24 protein-coding genes and 2 pseudogenes are annotated in these 22,831 nt (G+C 69.8%); 19 read left to right on the top strand and 7 right to left on the bottom strand.

Going from position 1 to position 22,831, the window contains the following annotated elements; all coding sequences use genetic code 11:
- Positions 1 to 13: 13 nt before the first annotated feature.
- A complete protein-coding gene (tpiA, locus tag LRS04_RS21120) occupies positions 14 to 757 on the top strand; it encodes a triose-phosphate isomerase (protein WP_257818064.1) in 744 nt (247 codons plus the stop codon).
- A 159-nt stretch (positions 758 to 916) separates the two neighbouring features.
- Here tpiA and LRS04_RS21115 read toward each other — a convergent pair whose 3' ends face one another.
- Positions 917 to 1,456: a GNAT family N-acetyltransferase gene (locus tag LRS04_RS21115; protein ID WP_257818063.1), complete on the bottom strand. Its 540-nt coding sequence runs from the start codon at positions 1,454 to 1,456 to the stop codon at positions 917 to 919.
- Between the two features lie 118 nt (positions 1,457 to 1,574).
- Between LRS04_RS21115 and secG the strand changes: the two genes are divergently transcribed.
- Complete coding sequence (gene secG, locus LRS04_RS21110; RefSeq protein WP_308238198.1) at positions 1,575 to 2,015, top strand: preprotein translocase subunit SecG; 441 nt, start codon at positions 1,575 to 1,577, stop codon at positions 2,013 to 2,015.
- A gap of 52 nt (positions 2,016 to 2,067) precedes the next feature.
- Positions 2,068 to 3,708, top strand: coding sequence for a CTP synthase (locus LRS04_RS21105; protein WP_257818062.1), 1,641 nt, complete (start codon positions 2,068 to 2,070; stop codon positions 3,706 to 3,708).
- Here LRS04_RS21105 and LRS04_RS21100 read toward each other — a convergent pair.
- Positions 3,705 to 4,403, bottom strand: coding sequence for a TMEM175 family protein (locus LRS04_RS21100; protein ID WP_257818061.1), 699 nt, complete (start codon positions 4,401 to 4,403; stop codon positions 3,705 to 3,707). The two genes, LRS04_RS21105 and LRS04_RS21100, sit on opposite strands and share 4 nt — an antisense overlap.
- Positions 4,404 to 4,437: 34 nt before the next feature.
- On the opposite strand from LRS04_RS21100, the gene LRS04_RS21095 reads away from it, so the two are divergent.
- Entirely contained in the window at positions 4,438 to 4,779 is a 342-nt protein-coding gene (locus tag LRS04_RS21095; protein ID WP_257818060.1) for an MmcQ/YjbR family DNA-binding protein, read from the top strand.
- Here the strand turns inward: LRS04_RS21095 and LRS04_RS21090 are convergent.
- On the bottom strand, positions 4,765 to 5,187 hold the full coding sequence (locus LRS04_RS21090; RefSeq protein WP_257818059.1) for an MAPEG family protein: 423 nt from the start codon (positions 5,185 to 5,187) through the stop codon (positions 4,765 to 4,767). The two genes, LRS04_RS21095 and LRS04_RS21090, sit on opposite strands and share 15 nt — an antisense overlap.
- 144 nt (positions 5,188 to 5,331) lie before the next feature.
- Here LRS04_RS21090 and rpmF point away from each other — a divergent pair, with 144 nt between their 5' ends.
- The 12 genes and pseudogenes from rpmF to lpdA all read left to right on the top strand — a co-directional run bounded on the left by rpmF (position 5,332) and on the right by lpdA (position 15,275).
- Positions 5,332 to 5,514, top strand: coding sequence for a 50S ribosomal protein L32 (rpmF, locus tag LRS04_RS21085; protein WP_257818058.1), 183 nt, complete (start codon positions 5,332 to 5,334; stop codon positions 5,512 to 5,514).
- A gap of 164 nt (positions 5,515 to 5,678) precedes the next feature.
- Positions 5,679 to 6,959 (top strand): phosphopyruvate hydratase, encoded by a 1,281-nt coding sequence (gene eno, locus LRS04_RS21080; RefSeq protein ID WP_257818057.1) that lies wholly within the window; start codon positions 5,679 to 5,681, stop codon positions 6,957 to 6,959.
- A 96-nt stretch (positions 6,960 to 7,055) separates the two neighbouring features.
- Complete coding sequence (locus tag LRS04_RS21075; RefSeq protein WP_257818056.1) at positions 7,056 to 7,853, top strand: aminoglycoside phosphotransferase family protein; 798 nt, start codon at positions 7,056 to 7,058, stop codon at positions 7,851 to 7,853.
- A 56-nt stretch (positions 7,854 to 7,909) separates the two neighbouring features.
- The gene (locus tag LRS04_RS21070) at positions 7,910 to 8,206 is read left to right on the top strand and encodes a septum formation initiator family protein (protein ID WP_257818055.1); all 297 of its coding nucleotides are present in this window, start codon (positions 7,910 to 7,912) and stop codon (positions 8,204 to 8,206) included.
- A gap of 54 nt (positions 8,207 to 8,260) precedes the next feature.
- Complete coding sequence (pdhA, locus tag LRS04_RS21065; protein WP_257818054.1) at positions 8,261 to 9,301, top strand: pyruvate dehydrogenase (acetyl-transferring) E1 component subunit alpha; 1,041 nt, start codon at positions 8,261 to 8,263, stop codon at positions 9,299 to 9,301.
- Positions 9,298 to 10,685, top strand: a pseudogene (locus tag LRS04_RS21060) (pyruvate dehydrogenase complex E1 component subunit beta). Before pdhA ends, LRS04_RS21060 begins: the two are co-directional and overlap by 4 nt.
- Positions 10,682 to 11,236: an endonuclease domain-containing protein gene (locus tag LRS04_RS21055; RefSeq protein WP_257818053.1), complete on the top strand. Its 555-nt coding sequence runs from the start codon at positions 10,682 to 10,684 to the stop codon at positions 11,234 to 11,236. Before LRS04_RS21060 ends, LRS04_RS21055 begins: the two are co-directional and overlap by 4 nt.
- Entirely contained in the window at positions 11,229 to 11,636 is a 408-nt protein-coding gene (locus LRS04_RS21050) for a GFA family protein (RefSeq protein WP_257818052.1), read from the top strand. The genes LRS04_RS21055 and LRS04_RS21050 overlap by 8 nt, the downstream gene beginning before the upstream one ends.
- Positions 11,633 to 12,067, top strand: coding sequence for a GFA family protein (locus LRS04_RS21045; RefSeq protein WP_257818051.1), 435 nt, complete (start codon positions 11,633 to 11,635; stop codon positions 12,065 to 12,067). Before LRS04_RS21050 ends, LRS04_RS21045 begins: the two co-directional genes overlap by 4 nt.
- Before the next feature lie 8 nt (positions 12,068 to 12,075).
- A complete protein-coding gene (locus LRS04_RS21040; RefSeq protein WP_257818049.1) occupies positions 12,076 to 13,383 on the top strand; it encodes a pyruvate dehydrogenase complex dihydrolipoamide acetyltransferase in 1,308 nt (435 codons plus the stop codon).
- Positions 13,384 to 13,392: 9 nt separating this feature from the next.
- Positions 13,393 to 13,872, top strand: a complete 480-nt coding sequence (locus LRS04_RS21035; RefSeq protein WP_257818048.1) for a glutathione peroxidase — start codon at positions 13,393 to 13,395, stop codon at positions 13,870 to 13,872.
- Entirely contained in the window at positions 13,869 to 15,275 is a 1,407-nt protein-coding gene (gene lpdA / locus LRS04_RS21030; protein ID WP_257819213.1) for a dihydrolipoyl dehydrogenase, read from the top strand. Before LRS04_RS21035 ends, lpdA begins: the two co-directional genes overlap by 4 nt.
- A gap of 155 nt (positions 15,276 to 15,430) precedes the next feature.
- Here the strand turns inward: lpdA and LRS04_RS21025 are convergent, their stop codons facing one another.
- From LRS04_RS21025 to LRS04_RS21015, 3 genes and pseudogenes are all read right to left on the bottom strand, one after another.
- The gene (locus LRS04_RS21025) at positions 15,431 to 15,826 is read right to left on the bottom strand and encodes a DoxX family protein (protein ID WP_257818046.1); all 396 of its coding nucleotides are present in this window, start codon (positions 15,824 to 15,826) and stop codon (positions 15,431 to 15,433) included.
- 47 nt (positions 15,827 to 15,873) lie between these two features.
- A pseudogene (locus tag LRS04_RS21020) lies at positions 15,874 to 17,437 on the bottom strand (AMP-binding protein).
- 51 nt (positions 17,438 to 17,488) lie between these two features.
- Positions 17,489 to 18,394: an SIMPL domain-containing protein gene (locus tag LRS04_RS21015; RefSeq protein ID WP_257818044.1), complete on the bottom strand. Its 906-nt coding sequence runs from the start codon at positions 18,392 to 18,394 to the stop codon at positions 17,489 to 17,491.
- 116 nt (positions 18,395 to 18,510) lie between these two features.
- Between LRS04_RS21015 and lipA the strand changes: the two genes are divergently transcribed.
- Positions 18,511 to 19,473 carry a lipoyl synthase gene (gene lipA / locus LRS04_RS21010; RefSeq protein ID WP_257818043.1) on the top strand — a complete coding sequence of 321 codons (963 nt, stop codon included), beginning with the start codon at positions 18,511 to 18,513 and terminating at the stop codon, positions 19,471 to 19,473.
- A 5-nt stretch (positions 19,474 to 19,478) separates the two neighbouring features.
- Positions 19,479 to 19,958, top strand: coding sequence for a type II toxin-antitoxin system RatA family toxin (locus LRS04_RS21005; protein ID WP_257818042.1), 480 nt, complete (start codon positions 19,479 to 19,481; stop codon positions 19,956 to 19,958).
- Here the strand turns inward: LRS04_RS21005 and LRS04_RS21000 are convergent.
- Positions 19,955 to 20,446, bottom strand: a complete 492-nt coding sequence (locus LRS04_RS21000) for a CinA family protein (protein WP_257818041.1) — start codon at positions 20,444 to 20,446, stop codon at positions 19,955 to 19,957. The genes LRS04_RS21005 and LRS04_RS21000 overlap by 4 nt on opposite strands.
- A 253-nt stretch (positions 20,447 to 20,699) precedes the next feature.
- Here LRS04_RS21000 and LRS04_RS20995 point away from each other — a divergent pair, with 253 nt between their 5' ends.
- On the top strand, positions 20,700 to 22,823 hold the full coding sequence (locus LRS04_RS20995) for a spermidine synthase (RefSeq protein ID WP_257818038.1): 2,124 nt from the start codon (positions 20,700 to 20,702) through the stop codon (positions 22,821 to 22,823).
- The last annotated feature ends 8 nt before the right edge of the window (positions 22,824 to 22,831 follow it).

Raw genomic sequence — 22,831 nt, 5'->3', positions numbered from 1 at the left:
GAAGTGAGGCCAAATGACCGCTCCGACGCCGCTGATCGCCGGAAACTGGAAGATGAACGGGACCGCCGCCGCCCTGGGTGAGGCGAAGGCGATCGCCGAGGGCGCGGCGGGGGCCGCCGGCCGGGTGGCGATCTGCCCGCCCGCGGTGCTGATCCACCGCATGGCCGAGGCGCTGGCCGGGTCGAGCGTGCTGGTCGGCGGCCAGGACGCCCACTGGGAAGACGCGGGCGCCTTCACCGGGGACACCTCGGCCGAGATGCTGGCCGACGCCGGCGCCAAGCTGGTGATCCTCGGCCACTCCGAGCGGCGCGACGGCTACCGCGAGACCGACGACATCGTGGCGGCCAAGACCCGCGCGGCGCTCAGGGCCGGCGTGGAGCCCATCGTCTGCGTGGGCGAGACCCTGGCCCAGCGCAAAGCCGGCGAAGCGCTGGCGGTCGTGACGGGGCAGGTGAGGGGGTCGCTGCCGGCGGAGTTGGCCGGCCAGGCGTTCTCGGTGGCCTATGAGCCGGTCTGGGCGATCGGCACCGGGCTCACGCCCACCATGCCGGAGATCGAGGAGGTGCACCGCGCCATCCGCGCGACCCTGGTCGAGCAGTTCGACGACCACGGGAAGACCGCGCCCATCCTCTACGGCGGGTCGGTGAAGCCGGGCAACGCCGCCGAGATCCTCCACGCCGACGAGGTGGGCGGCGCCCTGGTGGGCGGGGCCTCGCTGAAGGCCGAGGACTTCCTGGGGATCATCCGGGCGCTCTAGGGGCCCAATCCCTCCCCTTCAGGGGGAGGGGCAGGCCGCGCCAGCGGCCAGGGTGGGGCAGGGTGGGCCAGTCCCGTCGTCCGGGCTTGAGCGTGACTCCCCCCACCCGGCGAGGCTTCGCCTCGTCCACCCTCCCCTGAAGGGGAGGGATGACCTTGCCTAAAGCAGCAGGCCGAAGAGGCGCAGGTCGCGGCGTTCGCCGTCCTCGAGGATATGGCCGCGGAGCAGGCCCTCCTCCTTGAAGCCGAGGCCTTCCAGCAGGGCTTCCGAGCGACGGGCGCCGAGATAGGTGCGGGCGCTGAGCTTGCGCAGCCCGCTGACGGCGGCGTAGGCGGTCACCGTGGTCAGGGCCTCCATCGGATAGCCCAGGTCCCAGGAGCCCTTGGCGAGCTTGAAGCCCACCTCGGCGCGGCGGTGGCGGCGGTCGATCTCGGTGAGGTCGATGGCGCCGACGAAGCGCGCGTCGCCGAGCGTGCGGATCGCCCAATGGATGGCCCGGCCGGCGGCCATGGCCTCCACCTGGCTGCGGATGATGTCGGCGACCATGTCGGGGTCGTCGATCTCGGGCCAGTCCCAGGCGGCCATCACCTCCGGGTCGTCGACGATCGGGAAGATGTCGGCGGCGTCCTCCGGCGTCAGCGGATCGAGCCGCAGGCGTTCGGTTTCCAGGATCGGCAGACGCGTCAGGTCGAGAATCATTCTTGCCACGGGGCTGCGACGTCCTAGGTATGGCTTTGGCGCAGGCTCGGTGATAGAGCGCGCGCTTCAATTTCAGGGTGGTGTTGCCGCCCGAACGCACGGACGCCCGAAAGCTCGCATGCTGCTCACCATCCTCCTGGTCATCGAAGTCCTCGTCAGCCTCGGCCTCGTGGGCGTGGTGCTGCTCCAGCGCTCGGAAGGCGGCGCGCTGGGCATGGGCGGCGGGCCGTCGGGCTTCATGACCGCGCGCGGCGCGGGGCGACCTGCTGACGCGCATCACCTGGATCCTCGGCGGGACGTTCTTCGCGGTCGCCCTGCTGCTGACCATCCTGGCGGGCCGCGAGCGGGGCGCCTCCTCGGTCGTCGACCGGCTGAAGGTCAACGCCATCGACCCGACGACGCTGAACACGCCGCCCCAGGGCCAGGCCCAGCCGGCCCAGCCCAGCGGCCAGCCCGCGCCGATCACCGCGCCGGCCCCGACCGTTCGCAATCCGCTGCTCGGCGAGCCGGCTCCGGCCCAGCCGACGGCCCCGGCGCCGCAGCAGTAAGCCGTGGATGAATTTGATAGCCGCCTGAGTCGCCGCCGCGAATCAGGGGTAATCTGAACGCCCATGGCCCGGTACATTTTCATCACCGGCGGCGTGGTCTCTTCCCTTGGTAAAGGTCTCGCGTCCGCCGCCCTCGGCGCGCTCCTCCAGGCACGTGGCTACAAGGTCCGCCTCCGCAAGCTCGACCCGTATCTGAACGTCGATCCGGGGACGATGAGCCCCTATCAGCACGGCGAGGTCTTCGTGACCGACGACGGGGCCGAGACCGACCTCGACCTCGGCCACTACGAGCGGTTCACCGGCGTCAACGCGACGCGCGCCGACAACATCACCACCGGGCAGATCTACAAGACGATCATCGAGAAGGAGCGGCGCGGGGACTACCTCGGCGCGACGGTCCAGGTGATCCCGCACGTCACCGGCGAGATCAAGGACTTCGTCCTCTCCGATCCCGGCGAGGGCGTGGACTTCGTGCTCGTGGAAGTCGGCGGCACGGTCGGCGACATCGAGGGCCTGCCGTTCTTCGAGGCGATCCGCCAGCTCGGCCAGGAGCTGCCGCGCGGCCACGCCTGCTTTATCCACCTGACGCTGCTGCCGTTCATCAAGACGGCCGGCGAGATGAAGACCAAGCCGACCCAGCACTCGGTGAAGGAGCTGCGGTCCATCGGCATCCAGCCGGACATCCTGCTCTGCCGCTGCGAGATGGAGATCCCGGAGGGGGAGCGGCGGAAGATCGCCCAGTTCTGCAACGTGCGCCCAAGCGCCGTGATCCAGGCGATGGACAGCCCGAACATCTACCACGTGCCGCTGGACTACCATGCCGAGGGGCTGGACCGGGAAGTGCTCGACGTCTTCGGGATGAGCGACACGGCGCCCGCGCCGGACCTCTCCCGCTGGCAGCAGATCTCCCACACGCTGAGCCATCCGGACGGCGAGGTGAACATCGCCATCGTCGGCAAGTACACGGGGCTGACCGACGCCTACAAATCCCTGGTCGAGGCGCTGGTCCACGGCGGCGTGGCGAACAATGTCCGCGTGAAGTTCGACTGGATCGAGGGCGAGGCCTTCGAGAAGGACCGGGAGCTGATCGGCGAGCGGCTGACCGGCGTCCACGGGGTGCTGGTGCCCGGCGCCTTCGGCGAGCGCGGCTCGGAGGGCATGATCCGGGCGGTGCAGTTCGCCCGCGAGCACGCCATCCCCTATTTCGGCATCTGCTTCGGCATGCAGATGGCGATGATCGAGGCGGCCCGGAACCTGGCCGGCATCCATGCGGCCTCGTCGACCGAGTTCGGCCCGACCTCGGAGCCGATCGTCGGCCTGATGACCGAGTGGGTGCGCGGCAACGAACGCGAGACCCGCCAGGCGGGCGGCGAGCTCGGCGGCACCATGCGCTGCGGGGCCTATGACGCTGTGCTCGCGCCGGGCTCGAAGGTGGCCGAGATCTATGGCGCGCCGACGATCTCCGAGCGCCACCGGCACCGCTACGAGGTCAATATCGACTACCGCGAACGGATCGAGGCCACGGGGCTGAAGTTCACGGGGCTGTCGCCGGACGGCGTGCTGCCGGAGATCTGCGAGCGCGGCGACCATCCGTGGTTCGTGGGCGTGCAGTACCACCCCGAGCTGAAGAGCCGGCCGTTCGACCCGCACCCGCTGTTCTCCAGCTTCATCGGCGCGGCCAAGGAGCGGAGCCGGCTGGTCTAGGCGGCCGCGGCCGTGTTGTCCTCGGCGGTCTCCGCCGCCGGGGCGCGCTTCGCCAGCGCAGCGGCGAGGCGCTGGTTCAGCCAGATGGCGACCGGGATGAAGCTGTAGGTCATCGGCGGCAGCCAGGGCGCGCGCTCCAGGGGCAGGAAGGTGAGCAGCGCCGAGATCACGCCGCTCGCCGTGCAGACCAGCCAGGCATCCCGCCAGGCGCGGGCGGCCGCCGCGATCTCCGGGGTAGGCGCGAGCGCGGTCGAACGTGCGAAGAGCGCCGCCACCAGGCCCGAGAGCACCGCAAAGCCGACGCCGTAGATCTGGTAGAGCGCGGCCAGGTCCCCGTAGCCGTGGATCAGCTCCTGACCGGGCAGACGGCCCTGGCTCAGCCAGTAGAACAGCGCCTGCATCAGGAAGCGGAGCGGGTGGACATAGACCAGGACGGTGAACACCACCGCCAGGCTGAGCAGGGTGGTCCAGCCGTCGCGCACAGGGGTCACCCGGCTGAACGAGCGGTGCGAGTTCCAGAACAGCACGATCAGCACGAAGGCGGCGAGCGAGGAAGGCAGGTAGAGGAGCGCGCGCTTCAGGTCGTTGAGGTCGGTCGGCGCCTCGGCCCCGGTGATCAGCAGCAGGGTCACCGCGAACGCGAAGGCCGCGTCCACGAACTGGTCCAGCCGCTTCCTGGAGTCGCCGTCTTCCATACCGACGTTATCGCCCAGGCTCCGAAGCTTGGCTATGCTGGCGGCGATGCCCAGCCGCGACGACATCCGCCCCCTCGCGCTCGCCCTGCCGGAGGCCTACGAGCAGGACCACCACGGCATCCCGTCGTTCCGGGTGAACAAGAAGATCTTCTGCACCGTCCACCTGGACCGCCCGCGGATCGTCCTGAAGCTCGACCGCGACGATCAGCTCAATCTCGCCGCCGAACACCCGGGGATCGTCGAGGAGGCGGAATGGTACCCGCACCACGGCTGGACCTATGTGTGGTTCGAGAAGGCGGACGGGGCGCTGCTCAGCCTGCTGCTGCGTCTGGCGTGGGCGAATGTCGCGCCGAAGAAGCTGCTAGCCCGCGCCTAGTCGCAGGAAGAACCACACCCAGAAGGCCATCAGCACGAAGTTGGAGAGCGCAAACGCGCTCAGCCGATGGAGGATGTGGTTGTAGGTCATGTGGATCAGGGAGTGGGCGGCGCGCAGGCCCACGAAGGTCCAGGCCAGCACCAGGGTCACGGCGTCGACCCGCTCGGCGACGTAGAACATCAGGCCGCCGACGTAGAACAGCATCGGCAGCTCGAGCAGGTTCATGTAGTTGCGGTTGGGGATCGAGACGTCGCCGGGCACCCGGCGCGATTCCCCGAACAGGAAGTCCTCGGGCTTCGCGCGGCCCGCGCCGACCGCCCGGAAGCGCCGGATCGGGATGAAGCCCAGGACCAGGAAGGTGAGAAGCGCCAGCGCGCCCATGGGCGCGAAGATGAGTTCCTGCGGCATGGATCCGCCCCCCCATAGGTGCTTACGTCGTAAAGCCTATACCGTGGCGCTTGAATCCGCATGGGCTTTCATGCATAAGCCCCCGCTCACGTCGGCGGCCCTCACCGGTCGCCGCTTCCATTTCCACGCCGGCGAGATTCTCCCATGGCCGTTCCTAAGCGAAAAACATCGCCCTCGCGGCGCAACATGCGGCGCTCGCACCACGCGCTGGGCCCGAACTCCTTCGTCGAAGACAAGGAAACCGGCGAACTGAAGCGCCCGCACCACGTCGATCTGAAGACCGGCATGTACAAGGGCCGCCAGGTCCTGACCCCGAAGGAAGACTAAGCCCTTCCTTCCGAGTGACGTGCTCCGACGAGACGCCGGCCGCGAGGCCGGCGTTTTGCGTTTCCGGCGACCCTTCCGCAGCATGGGAAAGGACGGCCGCGAGGTTGCTCCTGGGAGGGAAGCTGGCTAAGCCACGCCCGCCCCCCGCAGACCAGGAGACTTCCATGACCGAGATCGTCGACATCAACGCCCGCGAGATCCTGGACAGCCGCGGCAATCCGACGGTCGAAGTCGACGTGATCCTCGAGGACGGCTCCATGGGCCGTGCGGCGGTGCCGTCGGGCGCCTCCACCGGCGCCCACGAGGCCGTGGAGAAGCGCGACGGGGAGAAGGGCCGCTACGGCGGCAAGGGCGTCCGCCAGGCGGTGGAAGCCGTGAACGGCGAGATCTACGACGCGCTGGCCGGCATCGACGCCGAGGACCAGCGTCGCATCGACAGCCTGCTCATCGAGCTGGACGGCACGGCGAACAAGAGCCGGCTGGGCGCCAACGCCATCCTGGGCGTCAGCCTGGCGACGGCGAAGGCGGCGGCGAGCTCGGCGGCCCTGCCGCTCTACAAGTACGTGGGCGGGGTGTCGGCCCGCGTCGTGCCGGTGCCGATGATGAACATCATCAACGGCGGCGCCCACGCGGACAATCCGATCGACATCCAGGAGTTCATGATCCTGCCGACCGGCGCGGCCACCTTCGCGGAAGGCCTGCGGATGGGCGCGGAGATCTTCCACGGCCTGAAGAAGGCGCTGCACGACGCCGGCCACAACACCAACGTCGGGGACGAGGGCGGCTTCGCGCCGAACCTGTCGAGCGCCGAGGACGCGCTGGCCTTCATCGTCAAGGCGGGCGAGGCGGCCGGCTACAAGGTCGAGGACGACTTCGTGCTCGGCCTCGACGTGGCGTCGACCGAGTTCTTCAAGGGCGGCAAGTACGTCATGGAAGGCGAGGGCAAGACCGTCGACCCGGCCGGCATGGTCGACTACCTGGCGGGCCTGGTCGCCAAGTTCCCGATCGTCACCATCGAGGACGGCTGCGCCGAGGACGACTTCGAGGGCTGGAAGCTGCTGACCGAGCGCCTGGGCGGCAAGGTGCAGCTCGTCGGCGACGACCTCTTCGTCACCAACCCGGCGCGCCTGTCGCAGGGCGTCGACCAGGGCCTGGCGAACTCCATCCTGATCAAGGTCAACCAGATCGGCACGCTGTCCGAGACGTTGGACGCCGTCGACATGGCCCACCGCGCCGCCTACACGGCCGTCATGAGCCACCGCTCGGGCGAGACCGAGGACTCGACCATCGCCGACCTGGCGGTGGCCACCAACTGCGGTCAGATCAAGACCGGCTCGCTGGCCCGCTCCGACCGGACGGCCAAGTACAACCAGCTGCTGCGCATCGAGGAGGAGCTGGGCGACCAGGCCATCTACCTCGGCCGCAAGGCGCTCAAGGTCCGCTGATCTTGGCGGGGGCGGACGTCGGGATCGACGCCGCCCTCGTCCGCCGGCTCGTGGCCGGCCAGTTCCCCGCAGTGGGCGGGCCTCGACGTCCGCCCGGTGGCCCATGGCGGCTGGGACAATCGCACCTTCCATCTGGGCGAGCGCTTAAGCGTCCGGCTGCCGTCGCACGCGCGCTACGCCGCCGCCGTGGAGAAGGAGCAGGCCTGGCTGCCGAGGCTCGCGCCGCGCCTGCCGCTGCCGATCCCGGCGCCCGTTGCGATGGGGCGGCCGGGGGAGGGCTATCCCTTCCCCTGGTCGGTGTGCCGCTGGCTGCCGGGCGAGGCGGCCGACGCCGCGCCGCCCGCGGATCTTGCAGGCTTCGCCGAGGACCTGGCGGGCTTCCTCGACGCCTTCCAGGCCATCGAGGCCGCCGACGGGCCGCCGGCGGGCGCGCACAGCTTCCACCGCGGCGGCGACCTGGCGGTCTATGACCCGGAGACCCAGGCCGCGCTGGCGAAGCTGGAGGGCCGGATCGACGCCAGGCTCGCCCGGTCGCTCTGGGACCGGGCGCTGGCGGCCCGCTGGGACCGGCCGCCGGTCTGGGTTCACGGCGACGTGGCGCCCTCGAACCTGCTGGTCGCGGACGGCCGGCTTTCGGCGGTGATCGACTTCGGCCAGCTCAGCGTCGGCGACCCGGCCTGCGACTACGGCATCGCCTGGACCTTCCTGGACGCGGAGGCGCGGGCCGCGTTCCGGGCGAGGCTGGCGCCGGACCCCGGGACCTGGGCGCGGGCGAAGGGCTGGACGCTCTGGAAGTCGCTGATCATCGCCGCGGGCCTGGCCGCCACGACGCCGCGGCAGACGGCGCTTTGGATCGAGGCGCTGAAAACCGTGCTCGGCGAGGGGGAAGGTTAGCGGCCTATTAAGCACGTTGGCGCGAATCTCCCGAACACCGCCCCAGGGATTCGCCCGTGCTCGCCCGCCTTCGCCCGTACCTGCCGACCGCGGCGCTCGCCTTCCTGATCTTCTACTTCGGATTCCATGCGCTGACCGGCGACGCCGGCCTGCTGAAGTCCGACAGCCGCGACGCGACCCTGGTGGCCAAGACCCGCGAACTCGCGGCCCTGCGCGCCCAGCGGCAGGACCTGGAAATGCGCGCCCAGCTCATGCGCGACGCGAGCCTTTCCCGCGATCTCCTGGAGGAAAGGGCGCGCTCCCTGCTAGGCTTCGCCGATCCAAGAGACTATGTGATCCGCATGAAGCCCTAGGCCTGCTTCGGCAGTTCTAACAAAAGGGCCAAGCAAGAGATCACGGAGAGACGCATGGCGCGTGGGCAGGCAGCCGCTGCCGGCCGGAAGGCCAATGGCTCCCATCCGAAAGGCGATGGGGTAGGGGCCACCAAGGAAGAGCTTCTCGGTTATTACCGCGACATGCTGATGATCCGCCGCTTCGAGGAGCGGGCGGGCCAGCTCTACGGCATGGGCCTGATCGGCGGCTTCTGCCACCTCTACATCGGCCAGGAAGCGATCGCGGTCGGCATCGAGTCGGTGCGCGAGCCGGGCGACGAGGTGATCACCGGCTACCGCGACCACGGCCATATGCTGGCCTGCGGCATGGACCCGCGCGAGGTCATGGCCGAGCTCACCGGCCGGGCCGGCGGCTCGTCCAAGGGCAAGGGCGGCTCGATGCACATGTTCTCGATGGAAGCCGACTTCTACGGCGGCCACGGGATCGTCGGCGCCCAGGTCAGCCTGGGGACCGGCTTGGCGCTCAGCAACAAGTACCGGAAGAACGACAAGGTCTCCTGGACCTACTTCGGCGACGGTGCGGCCAACCAGGGCCAAGTCTACGAGAGCTTCAACATGGCGCAGCTCTGGAAGCTGCCCGTGGTCTATGTGATCGAGAACAACCAGTACGCCATGGGCACCTCGATCGAGCGGTCGTCGTCGGAGACCCGGCTGCACAAGCGGGGGATCTCGTTCGGGATCCCCGGCGAGGAAGTGGACGGCATGGACGTGCTGGCGGTCCGCGCCGCCGCGGCCAAGGCCCGCGAGCACGCCGCCTCGGGCCAGGGCCCCTACATCCTGGAGATGAAGACCTACCGCTACCGCGGCCACTCCATGAGCGACCCGGCCAAGTACCGGACCCGCGACGAGGTGGACGAGGTGCGCAAGACGCGCGACCCGATCGACCATGTGGAGGAGCTGCTCGAGAAGCAGGGCTTCGCCGACGAGGCGACGCTGAAGGCGCTCGACGCCGAGGTGAAGAAGATCGTCGCCGATGCGGCGGAGTTCGCCCGCACCTCGCCCGAGCCCGACCCGTCCGAGCTGTACACCGACGTCTATACGGAAGCGCGCGCATGACCGACGTTCTGATGCCGGCCCTGTCGCCCACCATGGAGGAGGGCACGCTCGCCAAGTGGCACGTGAAGGTCGGCGACACCGTGCGCTCCGGCGACGTGATCGCCGAGATCGAGACCGACAAGGCCACCATGGAGGTGGAAGCCGTCGACGAGGGCGTGATCGAGGCCATCCTGGTCCCGGAAGGGTCCGAGGAGGTGAAGGTCAACACGCCGATCGCGCGGCTGGCGGGCGAGGGCGGCGCGGCCGCCGCGGCCCCGCCGCCGTCCGCCCCGGCCTCGGCCGCCGCGGGCGACCCGGAGAAGCAGGCCCGAAGCGGCCAAGCCGCAGCCGGAAGGCGAGGGCCCGGCCCCGGTGAAGCCGGCGCAGGCGCTGAAGGATCCGGAGCTGCCGGAAGGCGTCAGCCTCGTGAAGACCACGGTCCGCGACGCGCTGCGCGACGCCATGGCCGAGGAGATGCGCCGGGACCCGGACGTCTTCCTGATGGGCGAGGAGGTCGCACAGTACCAGGGGGCCTACAAGGTCTCCCGCGACCTGCTGCAGGAGTTCGGCGACCAGCGGGTGATCGACACCCCAATCACCGAGTACGGCTTCGCCGGCGTGGGCGTGGGCGCGGCGATGGCGGGCCTGAAGCCCATCATCGAGTTCATGACCTTCAACTTCGCCATGCAGGCCATTGATCACATTATCAATTCGGCCGCGAAGACCCTCTACATGTCCGGCGGCCAGCTGAAGACCTCCGTGGTGTTCCGGGGCCCCAACGGCGCCGCGGCCCGGGTGGCGGCGCAGCACAGCCAGGACTACGCCGCCTGGTACGGCCACGTGCCGGGCCTGAAGGTGATCGCGCCCTACGACGCGGCCGACGCCAAGGGCCTGCTGAAGGCCGCCATCCGCGACCCGAACCCGGTGGTCTTCCTGGAGCACGAGATGCTCTACGGGACCGAGTTCGACGTGCCGGAGGGCGTCGACTGGGTCGTGCCGATCGGCAAGGCCAAGGTCCGCCGCGAGGGCAAGGACGTCACGCTCGTCGCCTATTCCCGGATGGTCGGTTTCTGCCTGAAGGCGGCCGAGGAACTGGCGGCCGACGGGATCGAGGCGGAGGTCATCGACCTGCGCACCATCCGGCCGATGGACTATGCGACCGTCGTCGAGAGCGTGAAGAAGACCAACCGGCTGGTGACGGTGGAGGAAGGCTGGGGCCCGATGGGCGTCGGCGCCGAGATCTGCGCCAAGGTGCTGGAGGAGGCCTTCGACTACCTGGACGCCCCCGCCCGCGCGGGTCTGCCAGGAGGACGTGCCACTGCCCTACGCCGCGAACCTGGAGGCGCTGTCGCTGCCCTCGGTCGAGAAGATCGTGAAGGCGGCCAAGGCGGTCAGCTACAAGTGAGTGGGCTCTATGAGCGCGAAGGGCTGCCCTCGGGCGCGACCTCACGCGCTCGCGGCATGCGGCGCCGGATGAATGGCGCGGAGCTGAAGCTGTGGAAAGAGCTGCGGAAGCTCGACCAGAACTTCCGGCGGCAGGCGCCGATCGGTCGCTACTTCGTCGATTTCGCCTCACACGGGCGGCGGCTTGTCATTGAGGTGGACGGCGGCGTGCACGAGCGCCTGCCGGAGGTGGCCTTGCGGGACGCCGAGCGTCAACGCTGGCTCGAAGCGGAAGGCTATCGCGTGCTGCGCTTCAGCGATCGGCAGGTGTGGGACGACGTGCACGGCGTGATCGATCTCATTCGCGAAGCCCTCCTCCTCGATGGAGGAGGGTTGGGTGGTGGTGGGGCCGCTGAGCTTGGGCAGACGGCGCAGGTTGGCGCTGGCGCCCACGAGCGCCTGGACGAGCCACTCATTGCCCCCACCACCATCCCCGACCCTTCCTCCATCGAGGAGGAAGGGAGGATGTTTCGACCGGCGAGCCCGGTGGATGTGGGAGCGGCCCATGTCTGACGCACCGTTCGAATGGCGGGGCGGCGGATGCCATTGCGGCGGCGTGCGCTTTGAAGTGGCGCTCCCCGCGACCGTCGAGGCGCAGACGTGCAATTGCTCGATGTGCGCCAAGACGGGGTTCGTGCACGTCATCGTGCCGGAGAGCCGGTTCCGCATCGTCCGCGGGGCCGAGCGGCTGGCCGAATACACGTTCAACACCCGGGTGGCGAAGCACCTGTTCTGCGCCGAGTGCGGGGTGAAGGCCTTCTACCGTCCGCGGTCCAACCCGGACGGCTGGAGCGTCAACGCCCGTTGCCTCGACAGCCTGGACGGCGTCGACCTCGACCTCACCGCCTTCGACGGCCAGAACTGGGAAGCCAACGCCCACGAACTGTCGCACCTGTCCAGGGAGCCGGCATGACCACGCTCGCCGGCCACTGCCACTGCGGGGCGATCCGGGTCAGCCTGGACACCGCGCTGACGGCCGCCGAACTGCCGCTCCGGGCCTGCCAGTGCACCTTCTGCCGGCGGCACAACGGCCTGACCACCAGCGACCCGGCGGGCCACGCCCACTTCGAGGCCGCCCCGGGCGCCGTCACCCGCTATCGGTTCGGCCAGGGGAACACCGACTTCCTGGTCTGCGCCGAGTGCGGCGTCTATGTGGGCGCGACCACCGAGACGCCGGAGGGGCTGACGGCGGTGATCAACGTCCGCGGCGTCGACCTCGACGGGTTCGACGGCCGCACCCCCGAACCCATGATCTATGACGACGAGGCCCCGGCCGAGCGTCTGGCGCGCCGTGCGGCCCGCTGGACCCCCGCCGTCGTCGTCGAAGCCCAGCCCACTTCCTGAGAGATCCGATGCCGATCGACATCCTCATGCCCGCCCTGTCCCCCACGATGGAGGAGGGCACGCTTGCCAAGTGGCACGTGAAGAAGGGCGACGCCGTCCGCTCCGGCGACGTGATCGCCGAGATCGAGACCGACAAGGCCACCATGGAGGTGGAGGCTGTCGACGAGGGCGTGGTCGAGGAGATCCTGGTCCCCGAGGGCACGGAAGGCGTGAAGGTGAACAGCCTGATCGCGCGCCTGTCGGGCGAAGGCGAGACCGCCGCGCCGGCCCCGAAGGCTGAAGCGCCGAAGGCGGAGGCTCCGAAGGCCGAGGCTGCGAAGCCCGCGCCTGCGCCGGCCGCGGCGCCCGCGCCCGAGAAGGCGGCGGCCTTCCAGGCCCCGCGCGGTCCGCGGATCTTCGCCTCGCCGCTGGCCCGGCGGATCGCCGAGCAGAAGGGCGTCGACCTCGCCGCCATCCAGGGCTCGGGCCCGCACGGCCGGATCATCAAGGCCGACGTCGAGAAGGCCCAGCCTGCTTCGCCGGGGGCTTCGCAGGCCAAGGCCCCCGCGGCGCCGGCCCCTGGCGCGCCGGCCGCCGCTGCTGCGCCCCGGCAGGTGCAGTCGCTGGAGCAGATGGGCATCGCGCCCGGCAGCTACGACCTGATCCCGCTGGACGGCATGCGCAAGACGGTGGCCCGGCGGATGACCGACAGCTTCCGCGACGTGCCGCACTTCCCGCTGACCATCGACCTGGAGATCGACGGCCTGCTGGCCGCGCGGACCAAGATCAACGCCATGCTGGAGAAGCAGGGCGTGAAGGTCAGCGTCAACGACATGGTGATCAAGGCCGCCGCGGTGGCCCTGAAGCAGGTGCCGGAGGCCAACGCCTCCTACTCGCCGGAAGGCATCGCCATGCACCACCATGCGGACGTCGCCATGGCCGTGGCGGTCCCCGGCGGGCTCATCACCCCGATCATCCGCTCCGCCGAGCTGAAGGGCCTGGCGCAGATCGCCACCGAGGCCAAGGACCTCGCCGAGCGGGCCCGCAACAAGAAGCTGAAGCCCGAGGAGTTCCAGGGCGGCACCTTCTCGGTCTCCAACCTGGGCATGTTCGGCATCAAGACCTTCGCCTCGATCATCAACGAGCCGCAGGGCTGCATCCTGTCGGTCGGCGCGGGCGAGAAGCGGCCCGTGGTGCGCGGGAACGAGCTCGCCATCGCCACCGTGATGAGCGTGACCCTGACCTGCGACCACCGGGTGGTGGATGGGGCCACGGGCGCGCGCTGGCTGACCGCGTTCAAGGCGCTGATCGAAGACCCGATCACCATGATCGTCTGAGGCCGCGACGTGGCCAGCATCTACGACTTCGAGGCCGAGACGCTGGACGGCCAGCCCGCGCCGCTCTCGGCCTACCGGGACAAGGTCGTGCTGATCGTCAACACGGCCAGCAAGTGCGGCTTCACCCGCCAGTACGCGGGCCTGGAGGCGCTCTGGACGAAATACCGGGACCGCGGCCTCGTGGTGCTGGGCTTTCCCTGCAACCAGTTCTCGAACCAGGAGCCCGGCGACGCGGCGGAGATCGCCAGCTTCTGCTCGCTGACCTACGACGTGGACTTCCCGATGATGCGGAAGATCGACGTCAACGGCCCGAAGGCCCACCCGCTCTACGTCTACCTGAAGGGGGCGAAGAAGGGGCTGCTGGGCACCGAGGGCATCAAGTGGAACTTCACCAAGTTCCTCGTCGACCGGCAGGGGCGGGTGGTGAACCGCTTCGCGCCCACCGTTGAACCCAAGGCGCTGGAAGGCGCGATCGAGGCGTTGCTCTGATGGCTGATTTCGATGTGGTGGTGATCGGCTCGGGCCCGGGCGGCTATGTGACGGCGATCCGCGCGGCGCAGCTCGGGATGAAGACGGCCATCGTCGAGCGCGCCGAGCTCGGCGGCATCTGCCTGAACTGGGGCTGCATCCCGACCAAGGCGCTGCTGAAGTCCGGCGAGGTCTATGAGACGCTCGGCCACCTCGCCGACTACGGCCTGAAGGTGGAGAAGGCGTCGTTCGACTTCGGCGCCGTGGTGCAGCGCTCGCGGAAGGTCTCGGCCCAGCTCAACGCCGGCGTCGCCTTCCTGATGAAGAAGCACAAGATCGAGGTGATCGCCGGGACGGCGAAGCTCGAGAAGGGCAGCCCGGCGCCGAAGGTGGTGGTCGCCCTGACCGCCGGCGGTTCGCGGACGGTGCAGGCCAAGCACGTGATCCTGGCGACGGGCGCGCGGGCCCGGACGATCCCGCAGGTCGGCATGGAGCCGGACGGCGAGCGCGTGTGGACCTACCGCGAGGCGCTGGTTCCGAAGGAAGCGCCGAAGCGGCTGATCGTCGTGGGCTCCGGCGCCATCGGCATCGAGTTCGCGAGCTTCTTCCGGGCGCTCGGCTCGGAGGTGACGGTGATCGAGGCCCTGCCGCGCATCCTGCCGGTCGAGGACGAGGAGGTCTCCAAGGCCGCCCACAAGGCGTTCGAGAAGCGGGGCCTGAAGTTCCGCGTAGGGGCCTCCGTGAAGAAACTGACCAAGTCGAAGTCCGGCGTCGCCATCGAGCTGGAGGCGGGCGGCAAGGCGGAGACGCTGGAGGCCGACGTGGCCATCGTCGCCATCGGCATCGTCGGCAATGTCGAGGACATGGGCCTGGAAGCGCTCGGCGTGAAGATCGACCGGACCCACGTCGTCACCGACGGCCATGGCGGGACCGGCGTGCCCGGCCTCTACGCCATCGGCGACGTGGCGGGCCCGCCCTGGCTGGCCCACAAGGCGAGCCACGAGGGGGTCCACTGCATCGAGCACATCGCGGGGCTGAAGCCCTCGAACCTGAATGCGCCGATCCCGGGCTGCACCTATTCGAACCCGCAGATCGCGTCCGTCGGCCTGACGGAAGCCCAGGCGAAGGAGCAGGGGATCGAGGTGAAGGTCGGCCGCTTCCCGTTCAAGGTGAACGGCAAGGCCATCGCGTCCGGCGAGACCGAGGGCTTCGTGAAGACGGTGTTCGACGCCAAGACCGGGGCGCTGATCGGCGCGCACATGATCGGCGCCGAGGTCACCGAGATGATCCAGGGCTATGCGCTGGCCATGACGCTGGAGGCCACCGAGGCGGAACTGCACGCCACGGTCTATCCGCACCCGACCATGAGCGAGGCCATGCACGAGGCGTCGCTCGACGCCTTCGGCAAGGTGCTGCACATCTAGCCAAAGGGTCCCTCCCTTAATGGGGAGGGACAGCTCGCCGGAGGCGAGCAGGGTGGGGGTTTGTGGTTCAGATCACGAGCTCGGAGACTGCGCCCGACTTCCCCACCCTGACCGCTTCGCGGTCGTCCCTCCACATTAAGGGAGGGACTGGGGTTCTACGCCTTCTTCCGCACCACCGCGTCCAGGCTCCAGGGACCTGGACCGGCGCAGGCGATGTAGAGGAAGACGAAGCAGAACAGGATGGCCGCGTCGCCGCCGTTCAGGCCGGGCCAGAAGCCCTGCGACGCGTGCGCCATGAAATAGGCCACGGCCATCTGGCCGGAGCAGATGAAGGCGGCGAGGCGGGTGAAGAAACCCACGGCGATCAAGGCGCCGCCGACGATCTCGATGGCGGCCGCGGCGATCAGGAGCGGCGGCAGCGGGTCGGGCACGCCGGGCTGCGGACCCGGGAAGCTGATGAGCTTCATCAGGCCGTGCTCCATGAAGAGCAGGGCGGCCATGATCCGCAGCAGGCTCAGGACTCGTGGCGCCCAGGCGGAAAGATCCGGCATCGTGAAGTCCCCCCATGAAGGCCGGGGAGAGCCCCGGCCGGAAACACTCACGCGGCCCGGCGGATCTCCGCGTCGACGATACGCTGGAGGGCCACGTAATCGGTCTTGCCCGTGCCGAGCACCGGGATCTCCGGCACCCGGATGATCTTGCGGGGCACGGCGATCTCCGGCGCGCCCTGCTGTTGCGCATAGGCCAGCAGGGGTGCGGGGTCGGCGTCGCGCTTGTCGGTGACCAGGATCAGCCGTTCGCCCTTCTTCGGGTCGGGGAGCGCGACCACTGCGTGGCGGCAGTCCGGCCAGACGGCGGCGGCCAGGTCCTCGGCGGCGGTGAGCGAGACCATCTCGCCGCCGACCTTGGCGAAGCGCTTCACGCGGCCGAGGATCTTGATCCAGCGGTCGTCGTCGTCGGTGATCGAGACCACGTCCCCGGTGTCGTGCCACCCGTCCACGGGCGGATCGATGCCGCCGTCGGGCCGGAGGTAGCCCGCCATCACGTTCGGGCCCCGGACGTGGAGCTTGCCGCCGCCGGGGATGCCCTCCATGGGCTCCAGGCGGACCTCGATGCCGGGGAGCAGGCCGCCGACGGTGCCGCGGCGGTTGTCCTCCGGCTTGTTGACGGCGATCACCGGCGAGGCCTCGGTCGCGCCGTAGCCTTCGAGCAGCGGGATCGGCCCGAACCGCTCGGTGATCAGGTTGTGGGTCTCCTCGCGGACCTTCTCGGCGCCGCAGACCACGAACTTCAGGTCCGACAGCTCGCCCGGCTGGGCGGCGCGGGCGTACTGGTTGATGAAGGTGTCGGTGGCGAACAGCACAGCCGCGCCGGAATCCTTCACCAGCGGCGGGATCTGCTTGGTGTGCAGCGGCGAGGGGTACTGGAAGGCCTTCATGCCGGTCAGCAGCGGGAGGAGGACCCCGCCGGTCAGGCCGAAGACGTGGAAGATCGGCAGCGGGTTGAAGAACACCCAGGCCGGATCGAGCGCGATGTGGGCCGCGATCTGGCGGCAGTTGGCGATCAGGTTCGCCTGGGTCAGCACCACGCCGCGGGGCGCGCCGAAGCTGCCCGAGGTGAACAGGATCACGCCCGGCGCGTCGGAGCGGGTCTCGGCGCGGAAGCGCTTCGGGAAGGCCCCGGCGGCGGCGGCGTAGAGCTTGTCGCCCAGGCCGATCGTCTCGCGGACGTCCTCCAGGTAGGTGACGGTCGTGAGCCCCTCCAGGGCGTCGACCAGGTCGTGCAGCTTGCCCTGCTCGACGAAGCGGTGGGAGGTCAGCACCCGCTTGACCCCCGGCCAGCTCGCAGGCGGCCTTCAGGTTCCGGATGCCGGCCGTGAAGTTCAGCATGGTCGGGGTGCGGCCAAAGGCGTGCAGGGCGAAGAAGGTCACCACCCCGCCGGCCGAGGCGGGCAGCATGACGCCCACACGCTCGCCGGGCCTGGTCATGGCGGCGATCTTGCGGCCGAGCGCGAACGCGGCCCGGATCACGCCCTGGTAGGTCAGCGGATTGCGCTCCTGGTCCTCCAGGATAGGCTTCTTCAGGCCATAGGTCTGGCTCGCCTCGATCAGGGCGTCGAAGATCGTGGTATGGATGCGACTAGGGTCGAAGGTACGCGACAAGGGCGTACGCCTCCCGGATTGTTCTCGTTGGCGCGCAACCTATAGCCGCGGTCACGGTCTGAAAAGGTCGGTAACAGTCCGTGAGACGGCGGGGGTCAGCCGAGGGCGAAGACCACGCAGGCGGACTCTTCCAGGCGTTGCATCGGCGGCTGGACAGGCAGTCGGAAGGCCTCCGGGTCCAGGCCCACCTCCCTGGCGCGACGCTGGGCGGTGACGACGATCTCTTCGAAGCCGGGCGGCGGGGGCGGCGCCGGGGGCGGGACGCGATAGGCCCCGCCGACCGAGCCGCCGCCGCCGGCCGGCCAGCAGGACGTCCGTCTGGCAGGCGCGGCCGGTGGGATCGATCACCTTCGCCGCGCCGACCCCGGTCCCGGCGGCTTCCGCGCCCAGCAGGGCGCGCCGCCGTGCGTCCTCAACGGCGCGCCGGAACATCTGGGTGCGCGTCTCATTGTCTGGCTCGAGGCGGAACGACATCTGCTCGGTCGAGGACGGCCTGGCGGCCATCAGAGTGGCGTAGACGCGCTCGGCCAGCCGCACGTCGCGAACCTCCACGGAGACGGTCGTGGAAACCTGGTAGCGTTCGATCTTATCGGCGCGTTCGTTGTCGTTCAGGTTGCCCTCCTTGTCCCTGTACTGGGCGTAGAGCGGCGTGATGGCGAAGGCGGTGGTCACCCGGACCTTGTCGGCGCCATAGGCCTCGAGGGCTTGGCCGAGCGCGCGGACCTTGTCGGCGGCCTGTTTCGTCGCGTCCTCGGCGCTGCGATCGATGGCCTGGTAGGTGGCCTGAGCGTAGGCGCGGTTGGCCGGGACCTCGGTCCAGACGTAGCCGACGGACGGGATGACCGGCTTGTCCATCCACCAGGGCGCGACGTCGTAGACGCGCGGCGCGACCGGGGTCTGGGCGGCGGCGGGCAGGGCGGCGGCGAGGACGACGGCGGCGAGGGCGATGCAACGCATGCGGAACTCCAGCTTGAGGTCGCAGCCTGTCCGGAAGCCGGGCCATGGGCAAGACGCCGCGTCCCGCAGGGCACGTCCCGCTTGATCCGAAGCCCCCGACAGACGATCTAGGGCGCATGGCCGTGGTCATCGACACCGTGGGCGGCAAGCGTCCCCGCCACCCCGAGAAGCAGAACCGTCCCGAGACGCCGATCCTGCGCAAGCCGGACTGGCTGCGCGTGCGCGCGCCAGGCTCGGCGGGCTACAACGCCACACGGGACATCGTGAAGAGCCACGGGCTGGTCACGGTCTGCGAGGAGGCGGCCTGCCCGAACATCGGCGAGTGCTGGACCAAGAACCACGCCACCATGATGATCATGGGCGAGGTCTGCACCCGGGCCTGCGCCTTCTGCAACGTCACGACCGGCAAGCCGGACGCGCTCGATCCCACCGAGCCGGCGCGGGTCGCCGACGCCGTCGCCAAGATGGGCCTGGCCCATGTGGTCATCACCTCGGTGGACCGGGACGACCTGGCGGACGGCGGGGCGGCGCACTTCGCGGCCGTGGTCCGGGCGATCCGGGCGGCGTCGCCGGCCACCACCATCGAGATCCTGACGCCGGACTTCCTCCGGAAGCCCACGAGCGCCGCCGAGCTGGTGATCGACGCCAGGCCCGACGTCTTCAACCACAACCTGGAGACCGTGCCGCGGCTCTATCTCTCCATCCGGCCGGGCGCGCGCTACTACCACTCCCTGCGGCTGCTGGAGCGCGTGAAGGAGCGCGATCCGACCCAGTTCACCAAGTCGGGCGTTATGGTCGGGCTGGGGGAGACCAAGGAGGAGGTCATGCAGGTCATGGACGACATGCGCTCGGCCGGCGTCGACTTCATCACCATCGGCCAGTACCTGCAGCCCACGCGCCGGCACGCCGCCATCGACCGCTTCGTGCATCCGGACGAGTTCAAGGCGCTCGAGGAGATCGCGCGGGCCAAGGGGTTCCTGATGGTCTCCTCGAGCCCGCTGACCCGGTCATCGCACCACGCCGGCGAGGACTTCGCCCGCCTGCAGGCGGCCCGCCAGGCCAAGGAAGCGGCGGCTTAAGCGCCGTGCGCCACCACGTCTCGAAGCTGCTGCCCTACGAGCCGGACCAGCTCTTCCGGCTGGTCGGCGACGTGGCGAAATATCCCGAGTTTGTGCCCTGGATCACCGCTATGCGGACCTGGAACGCCCGCCACCTGAGCGACGGCGTCGAGGCGGTGGACGCCGAGGCCAAGGTGGGGTTCGCCTTCCTGAAGGAGCGGTTCGCCACCCGCGTGCGCCGCGACGGCCACGAGCGGCAGATCGACGTCAGCCTGCTGTCCGGGCCGTTCAAGAAGCTGGAGAACCGCTGGCGCTTCCTCGACGCGGGCAAGGGCTGCACGCGGATCGAGTTCGACATCGACTTCCAGTTCAAGTCGCGGCTGCTGGAGGCCATGCTGGCGGCCAATTTCAACCATGCGGTCGACCGGCTGATGGACTGCTTCGAGGCCCGGGCGAAGACGCTCTACGGCGAGACGGCCCCGGCCGCCGCGGAGCCCGGCGCCTAGGCGATCCGGTCCCGGAGCGCCTGGAGCGCCGCCTGCACCGCCGCGAGCTGGATGCCCTCGCGGGTGTCCTCCTCGAAGAACTCCTGGCGGTGCATCAGGCCGTGGTTGGTGCGGGCCGTGGCGATGTGGACGGTGCCGACCGGCTTCAGCGGCGTGCCGCCGCCAGGGCCGGCGACGCCGGTGATGGCCACGGCCAGGTGGGCGTTGGAGGCCTCCAGCGCGCCCTCGGCCATCATCCGGGCGACGGGCTCGGAGACCGCGCCCAGGTCGGCAATCAGGTCGCCGGGGACGCCCAGCATCTCCTGCTTGGCCCGGTTGGAGTAGGTGACGAAGCCGCGCTCGAAGACGTCCGAGGCGCCGGCCACCTGGCAGATAGCGCCCGCCACGAGGCCGCCCGTACAGCTCTCCGCCGTGACGATCCGCAGGGAGCGCTCCCGGGCCTCGTCGATGAGGAGCCGGGCCAGGGTCACGATCTCAAGGGAAAACATCGGCGCCCGACCCCGCGAAAATTGGCTGGCTTGGTAACGAAGACCGACCACAACATCTGCCACCTGATCGATTCAAGGCTGAAAAAACCACCATGACCACGATCGCGGCCGACAAGGCCGGCCTCCAACCGCCGCCTGCGCTGTTCGCCGTGACCGTCTTTTCGAGCGCCGCCCTGGTGTTTCTGGTCCAGCCGATGGTCGCCAAGCTGGTCCTGCCGCTGCTGGGGGGAGCCCCTCGGTGTGGAACACCTCGATGGCGTTCTTCCAGCTGGCCCTCCTGGCCGGCTACGGCTACGCCCACGCCCTGCAGCGGCTTCCCAGCGTCGGGCGCCAGGCCCTGGTGCATGGCGCAGCCCTGCTGATCGCGGCGCTGGCGCTCCCGCTCAGGGTCAACGAGCTGATCGGGCCGCCGACGTCCGAACACCCCAACCTCTGGCTGCTGGCGGTGCTGGCGCTGTCCATCGGCGCGCCCTTCGCCGTCCTTTCGGCCACCGCGCCGCTGGTGCAGGCGTGGCATGCGCGGACGGTCGGGGCGGGCGAGGGGAAGGAACCCTACGTCCTCTATGCGGCCTCGAACCTCGGCAGCCTGCTGGCGCTGCTGGCCTATCCGTTGCTGGTGGAGCCCGCCTTCACGCTCTACGGCCAGAGGCTAGGGTGGAGCGCCGCCTACGGGGCCTTCGTGCTGCTGATGGCGGCGCTGGCCTTCGTGGTGACCCGCGCGCCGGACAGGCGGCCCGAGGTGGCCGAGGTGCGCAAGACCGCGCCGATCCCTTGGCGCGAGCGGCTGATCTGGGTGGCGCTGGCGGCGATCCCCTCCAGCCTGATGCTGGGGGTGACCACCCACATCACCACGGACATCGCCTCCGCCCCCTTCATCTGGGTCGTGCCGCTGGCGCTCTACCTCGTCACCTTCATCATCGCCTTCCAGGCCAGGCCGCTGATCCCGCTCGACCTGACGCTGGTCCTGCAGGCGGCGGCCCTGGCCGGCTGCGCGGCCCTGCTGCCGTTCAAGACGACCAACCTGATCGTCCAGCTTCTCGTCCACCTGACCGCCTTCTTCCTGACGGCGCTGATGTGTCACCAGCGGCTCGTGGCCCGTCGGCCCGACCCCGCGCACCTGACGGAATTCTACCTCTGGCTTTCGGTGGGCGGCGTCGTCGGGGGCGCGTTCAACGCGTTCATCGCGCCGGTGATCTTCAACAATGTCTGGGAGTACCCGCTGGTCCTGGCGCTGGCCGTGCTGGCCCGGCCCTGGGGGTCGGACCGCGTGCCGATCGGGAGCTGGGTCCTGCTCGTCCTGGGCGTGCTGGGCGCCGCGCTGACGCCGATCCTGATGACCTTCGTGGGCCCCTCGCTCGACACCCGCTCGGTGATGGGCGACTTCAGCCAGTTCGACCTCCTGGAACTGGCCGTGCGGGCGCTGCTCTGCGTGGCGGTGGTGTCGGCCTTCCTGGTGCGGCAGCAGGCGCTGCTGATGTTCGCCATCGTGGCGGTGATCTCGATCGGGGCCAACGCCACCGCCGATCGGTCGGACACCACCCGGAGCTGGCGGAGCTTCTTCGGGGTGCTGACGCTCTCCAGGACCGAGGCCGCGGCCCGGGGCGGGGAGATCCGGATGCTGGCGCACGGCACGACGCTGCACGGCGCCCAGGCGGTGCACCCCTACTGGCAGTGCCAGCCGATGGTCTACTACACGGTCGGCACGCCCATCGGGCAGGTCTTCCTCCAGCAGCAGGCGCAGCGGCCGGCGACCCGGATTGGCGCGGTGGGCCTGGGGACCGGCTCGGTGGCGGCCTATGTGCGGCCGGGCGATCACCTGACGTTCTTCGAGATCGATCCCCTGGTGATCGACATCGCCAACGACCCGGCGAACTTCACCTACACGACCAAGTGCAGCCAGGGGCCGATCGACTATGTGGTCGGCGATGCGCGGCTGACGCTGGCGCAGCAGCCGGATCAGGCCTTCGACATTCTGCTGATCGACGCCTTCTCGTCCGACGCGGTGCCGGCGCACCTGCTGACCGTCGAGGCGGTGCGGGGCTACCTCCAGAAGCTGAAGCCGGACGGGGTGATGGTCCTGCACCTCTCGAACCGGAACCTGGAACTGCTGGGGCCGGCCCAGGCGGTGATCCAGGCGGCCGGCGGCCATGGCTGGCTGCAGAAACGCCGGGTGCTCGGCGACGGCGCCTTCTGGGAGGCCGACGAGGACGCCATCGTGGTGGGCCGCAATCCTGAGGCGGTGGCCGCCTACGGCCGCGACCCGCGCTGGCTGGCGCTCGACCCGACCCAGGCCAGGCCGTGGACCGACGACTACACCAACCTGCCCGGCGCGCTCTGGCGCAAGCTGCAGGAGCGGTATGCGTGGATGCCGGGGTAGGGGGCTGG

It is taken from the genome of Phenylobacterium sp. J367 (assembly GCF_024699985.1).
Lineage (GTDB): Bacteria > Pseudomonadota > Alphaproteobacteria > Caulobacterales > Caulobacteraceae > Phenylobacterium.
Note: the sequence above shows the minus strand (reverse complement) of the source record. Positions and strands in the feature narration are given on the sequence as shown.

Coding starts and splice junctions, on each gene's coding strand:
- LRS04_RS21100 (WP_257818061.1), bottom strand. CDS start 4,403: ATGGAAGACGGCGACTCCAGGAAGCGGCTGGACCAGTTCGTGGACGCG.
- LRS04_RS21040 (WP_257818049.1), top strand. CDS start 12,076: ATGCCGATCGACATCCTCATGCCCGCCCTGTCCCCCACGATGGAGGAG.
- LRS04_RS21095 (WP_257818060.1), top strand. CDS start 4,438: ATGCTGGCGGCGATGCCCAGCCGCGACGACATCCGCCCCCTCGCGCTC.
- LRS04_RS21105 (WP_257818062.1), top strand. CDS start 2,068: ATGGCCCGGTACATTTTCATCACCGGCGGCGTGGTCTCTTCCCTTGGT.
- LRS04_RS21025 (WP_257818046.1), bottom strand. CDS start 15,826: ATGCCGGATCTTTCCGCCTGGGCGCCACGAGTCCTGAGCCTGCTGCGG.
- LRS04_RS21090 (WP_257818059.1), bottom strand. CDS start 5,187: ATGCCGCAGGAACTCATCTTCGCGCCCATGGGCGCGCTGGCGCTTCTC.
- LRS04_RS21000 (WP_257818041.1), bottom strand. CDS start 20,446: ATGTTTTCCCTTGAGATCGTGACCCTGGCCCGGCTCCTCATCGACGAG.
- LRS04_RS21045 (WP_257818051.1), top strand. CDS start 11,633: ATGACCACGCTCGCCGGCCACTGCCACTGCGGGGCGATCCGGGTCAGC.
- LRS04_RS21015 (WP_257818044.1), bottom strand. CDS start 18,394: ATGCGTTGCATCGCCCTCGCCGCCGTCGTCCTCGCCGCCGCCCTGCCC.
- LRS04_RS21050 (WP_257818052.1), top strand. CDS start 11,229: ATGTCTGACGCACCGTTCGAATGGCGGGGCGGCGGATGCCATTGCGGC.
- eno (WP_257818057.1), top strand. CDS start 5,679: ATGACCGAGATCGTCGACATCAACGCCCGCGAGATCCTGGACAGCCGC.
- pdhA (WP_257818054.1), top strand. CDS start 8,261: ATGGCGCGTGGGCAGGCAGCCGCTGCCGGCCGGAAGGCCAATGGCTCC.
- LRS04_RS21115 (WP_257818063.1), bottom strand. CDS start 1,456: ATGATTCTCGACCTGACGCGTCTGCCGATCCTGGAAACCGAACGCCTG.
- secG (WP_308238198.1), top strand. CDS start 1,575: ATGCTGCTCACCATCCTCCTGGTCATCGAAGTCCTCGTCAGCCTCGGC.
- LRS04_RS20995 (WP_257818038.1), top strand. CDS start 20,700: ATGGCGTTCTTCCAGCTGGCCCTCCTGGCCGGCTACGGCTACGCCCAC.
- lipA (WP_257818043.1), top strand. CDS start 18,511: ATGGCCGTGGTCATCGACACCGTGGGCGGCAAGCGTCCCCGCCACCCC.
- rpmF (WP_257818058.1), top strand. CDS start 5,332: ATGGCCGTTCCTAAGCGAAAAACATCGCCCTCGCGGCGCAACATGCGG.
- tpiA (WP_257818064.1), top strand. CDS start 14: ATGACCGCTCCGACGCCGCTGATCGCCGGAAACTGGAAGATGAACGGG.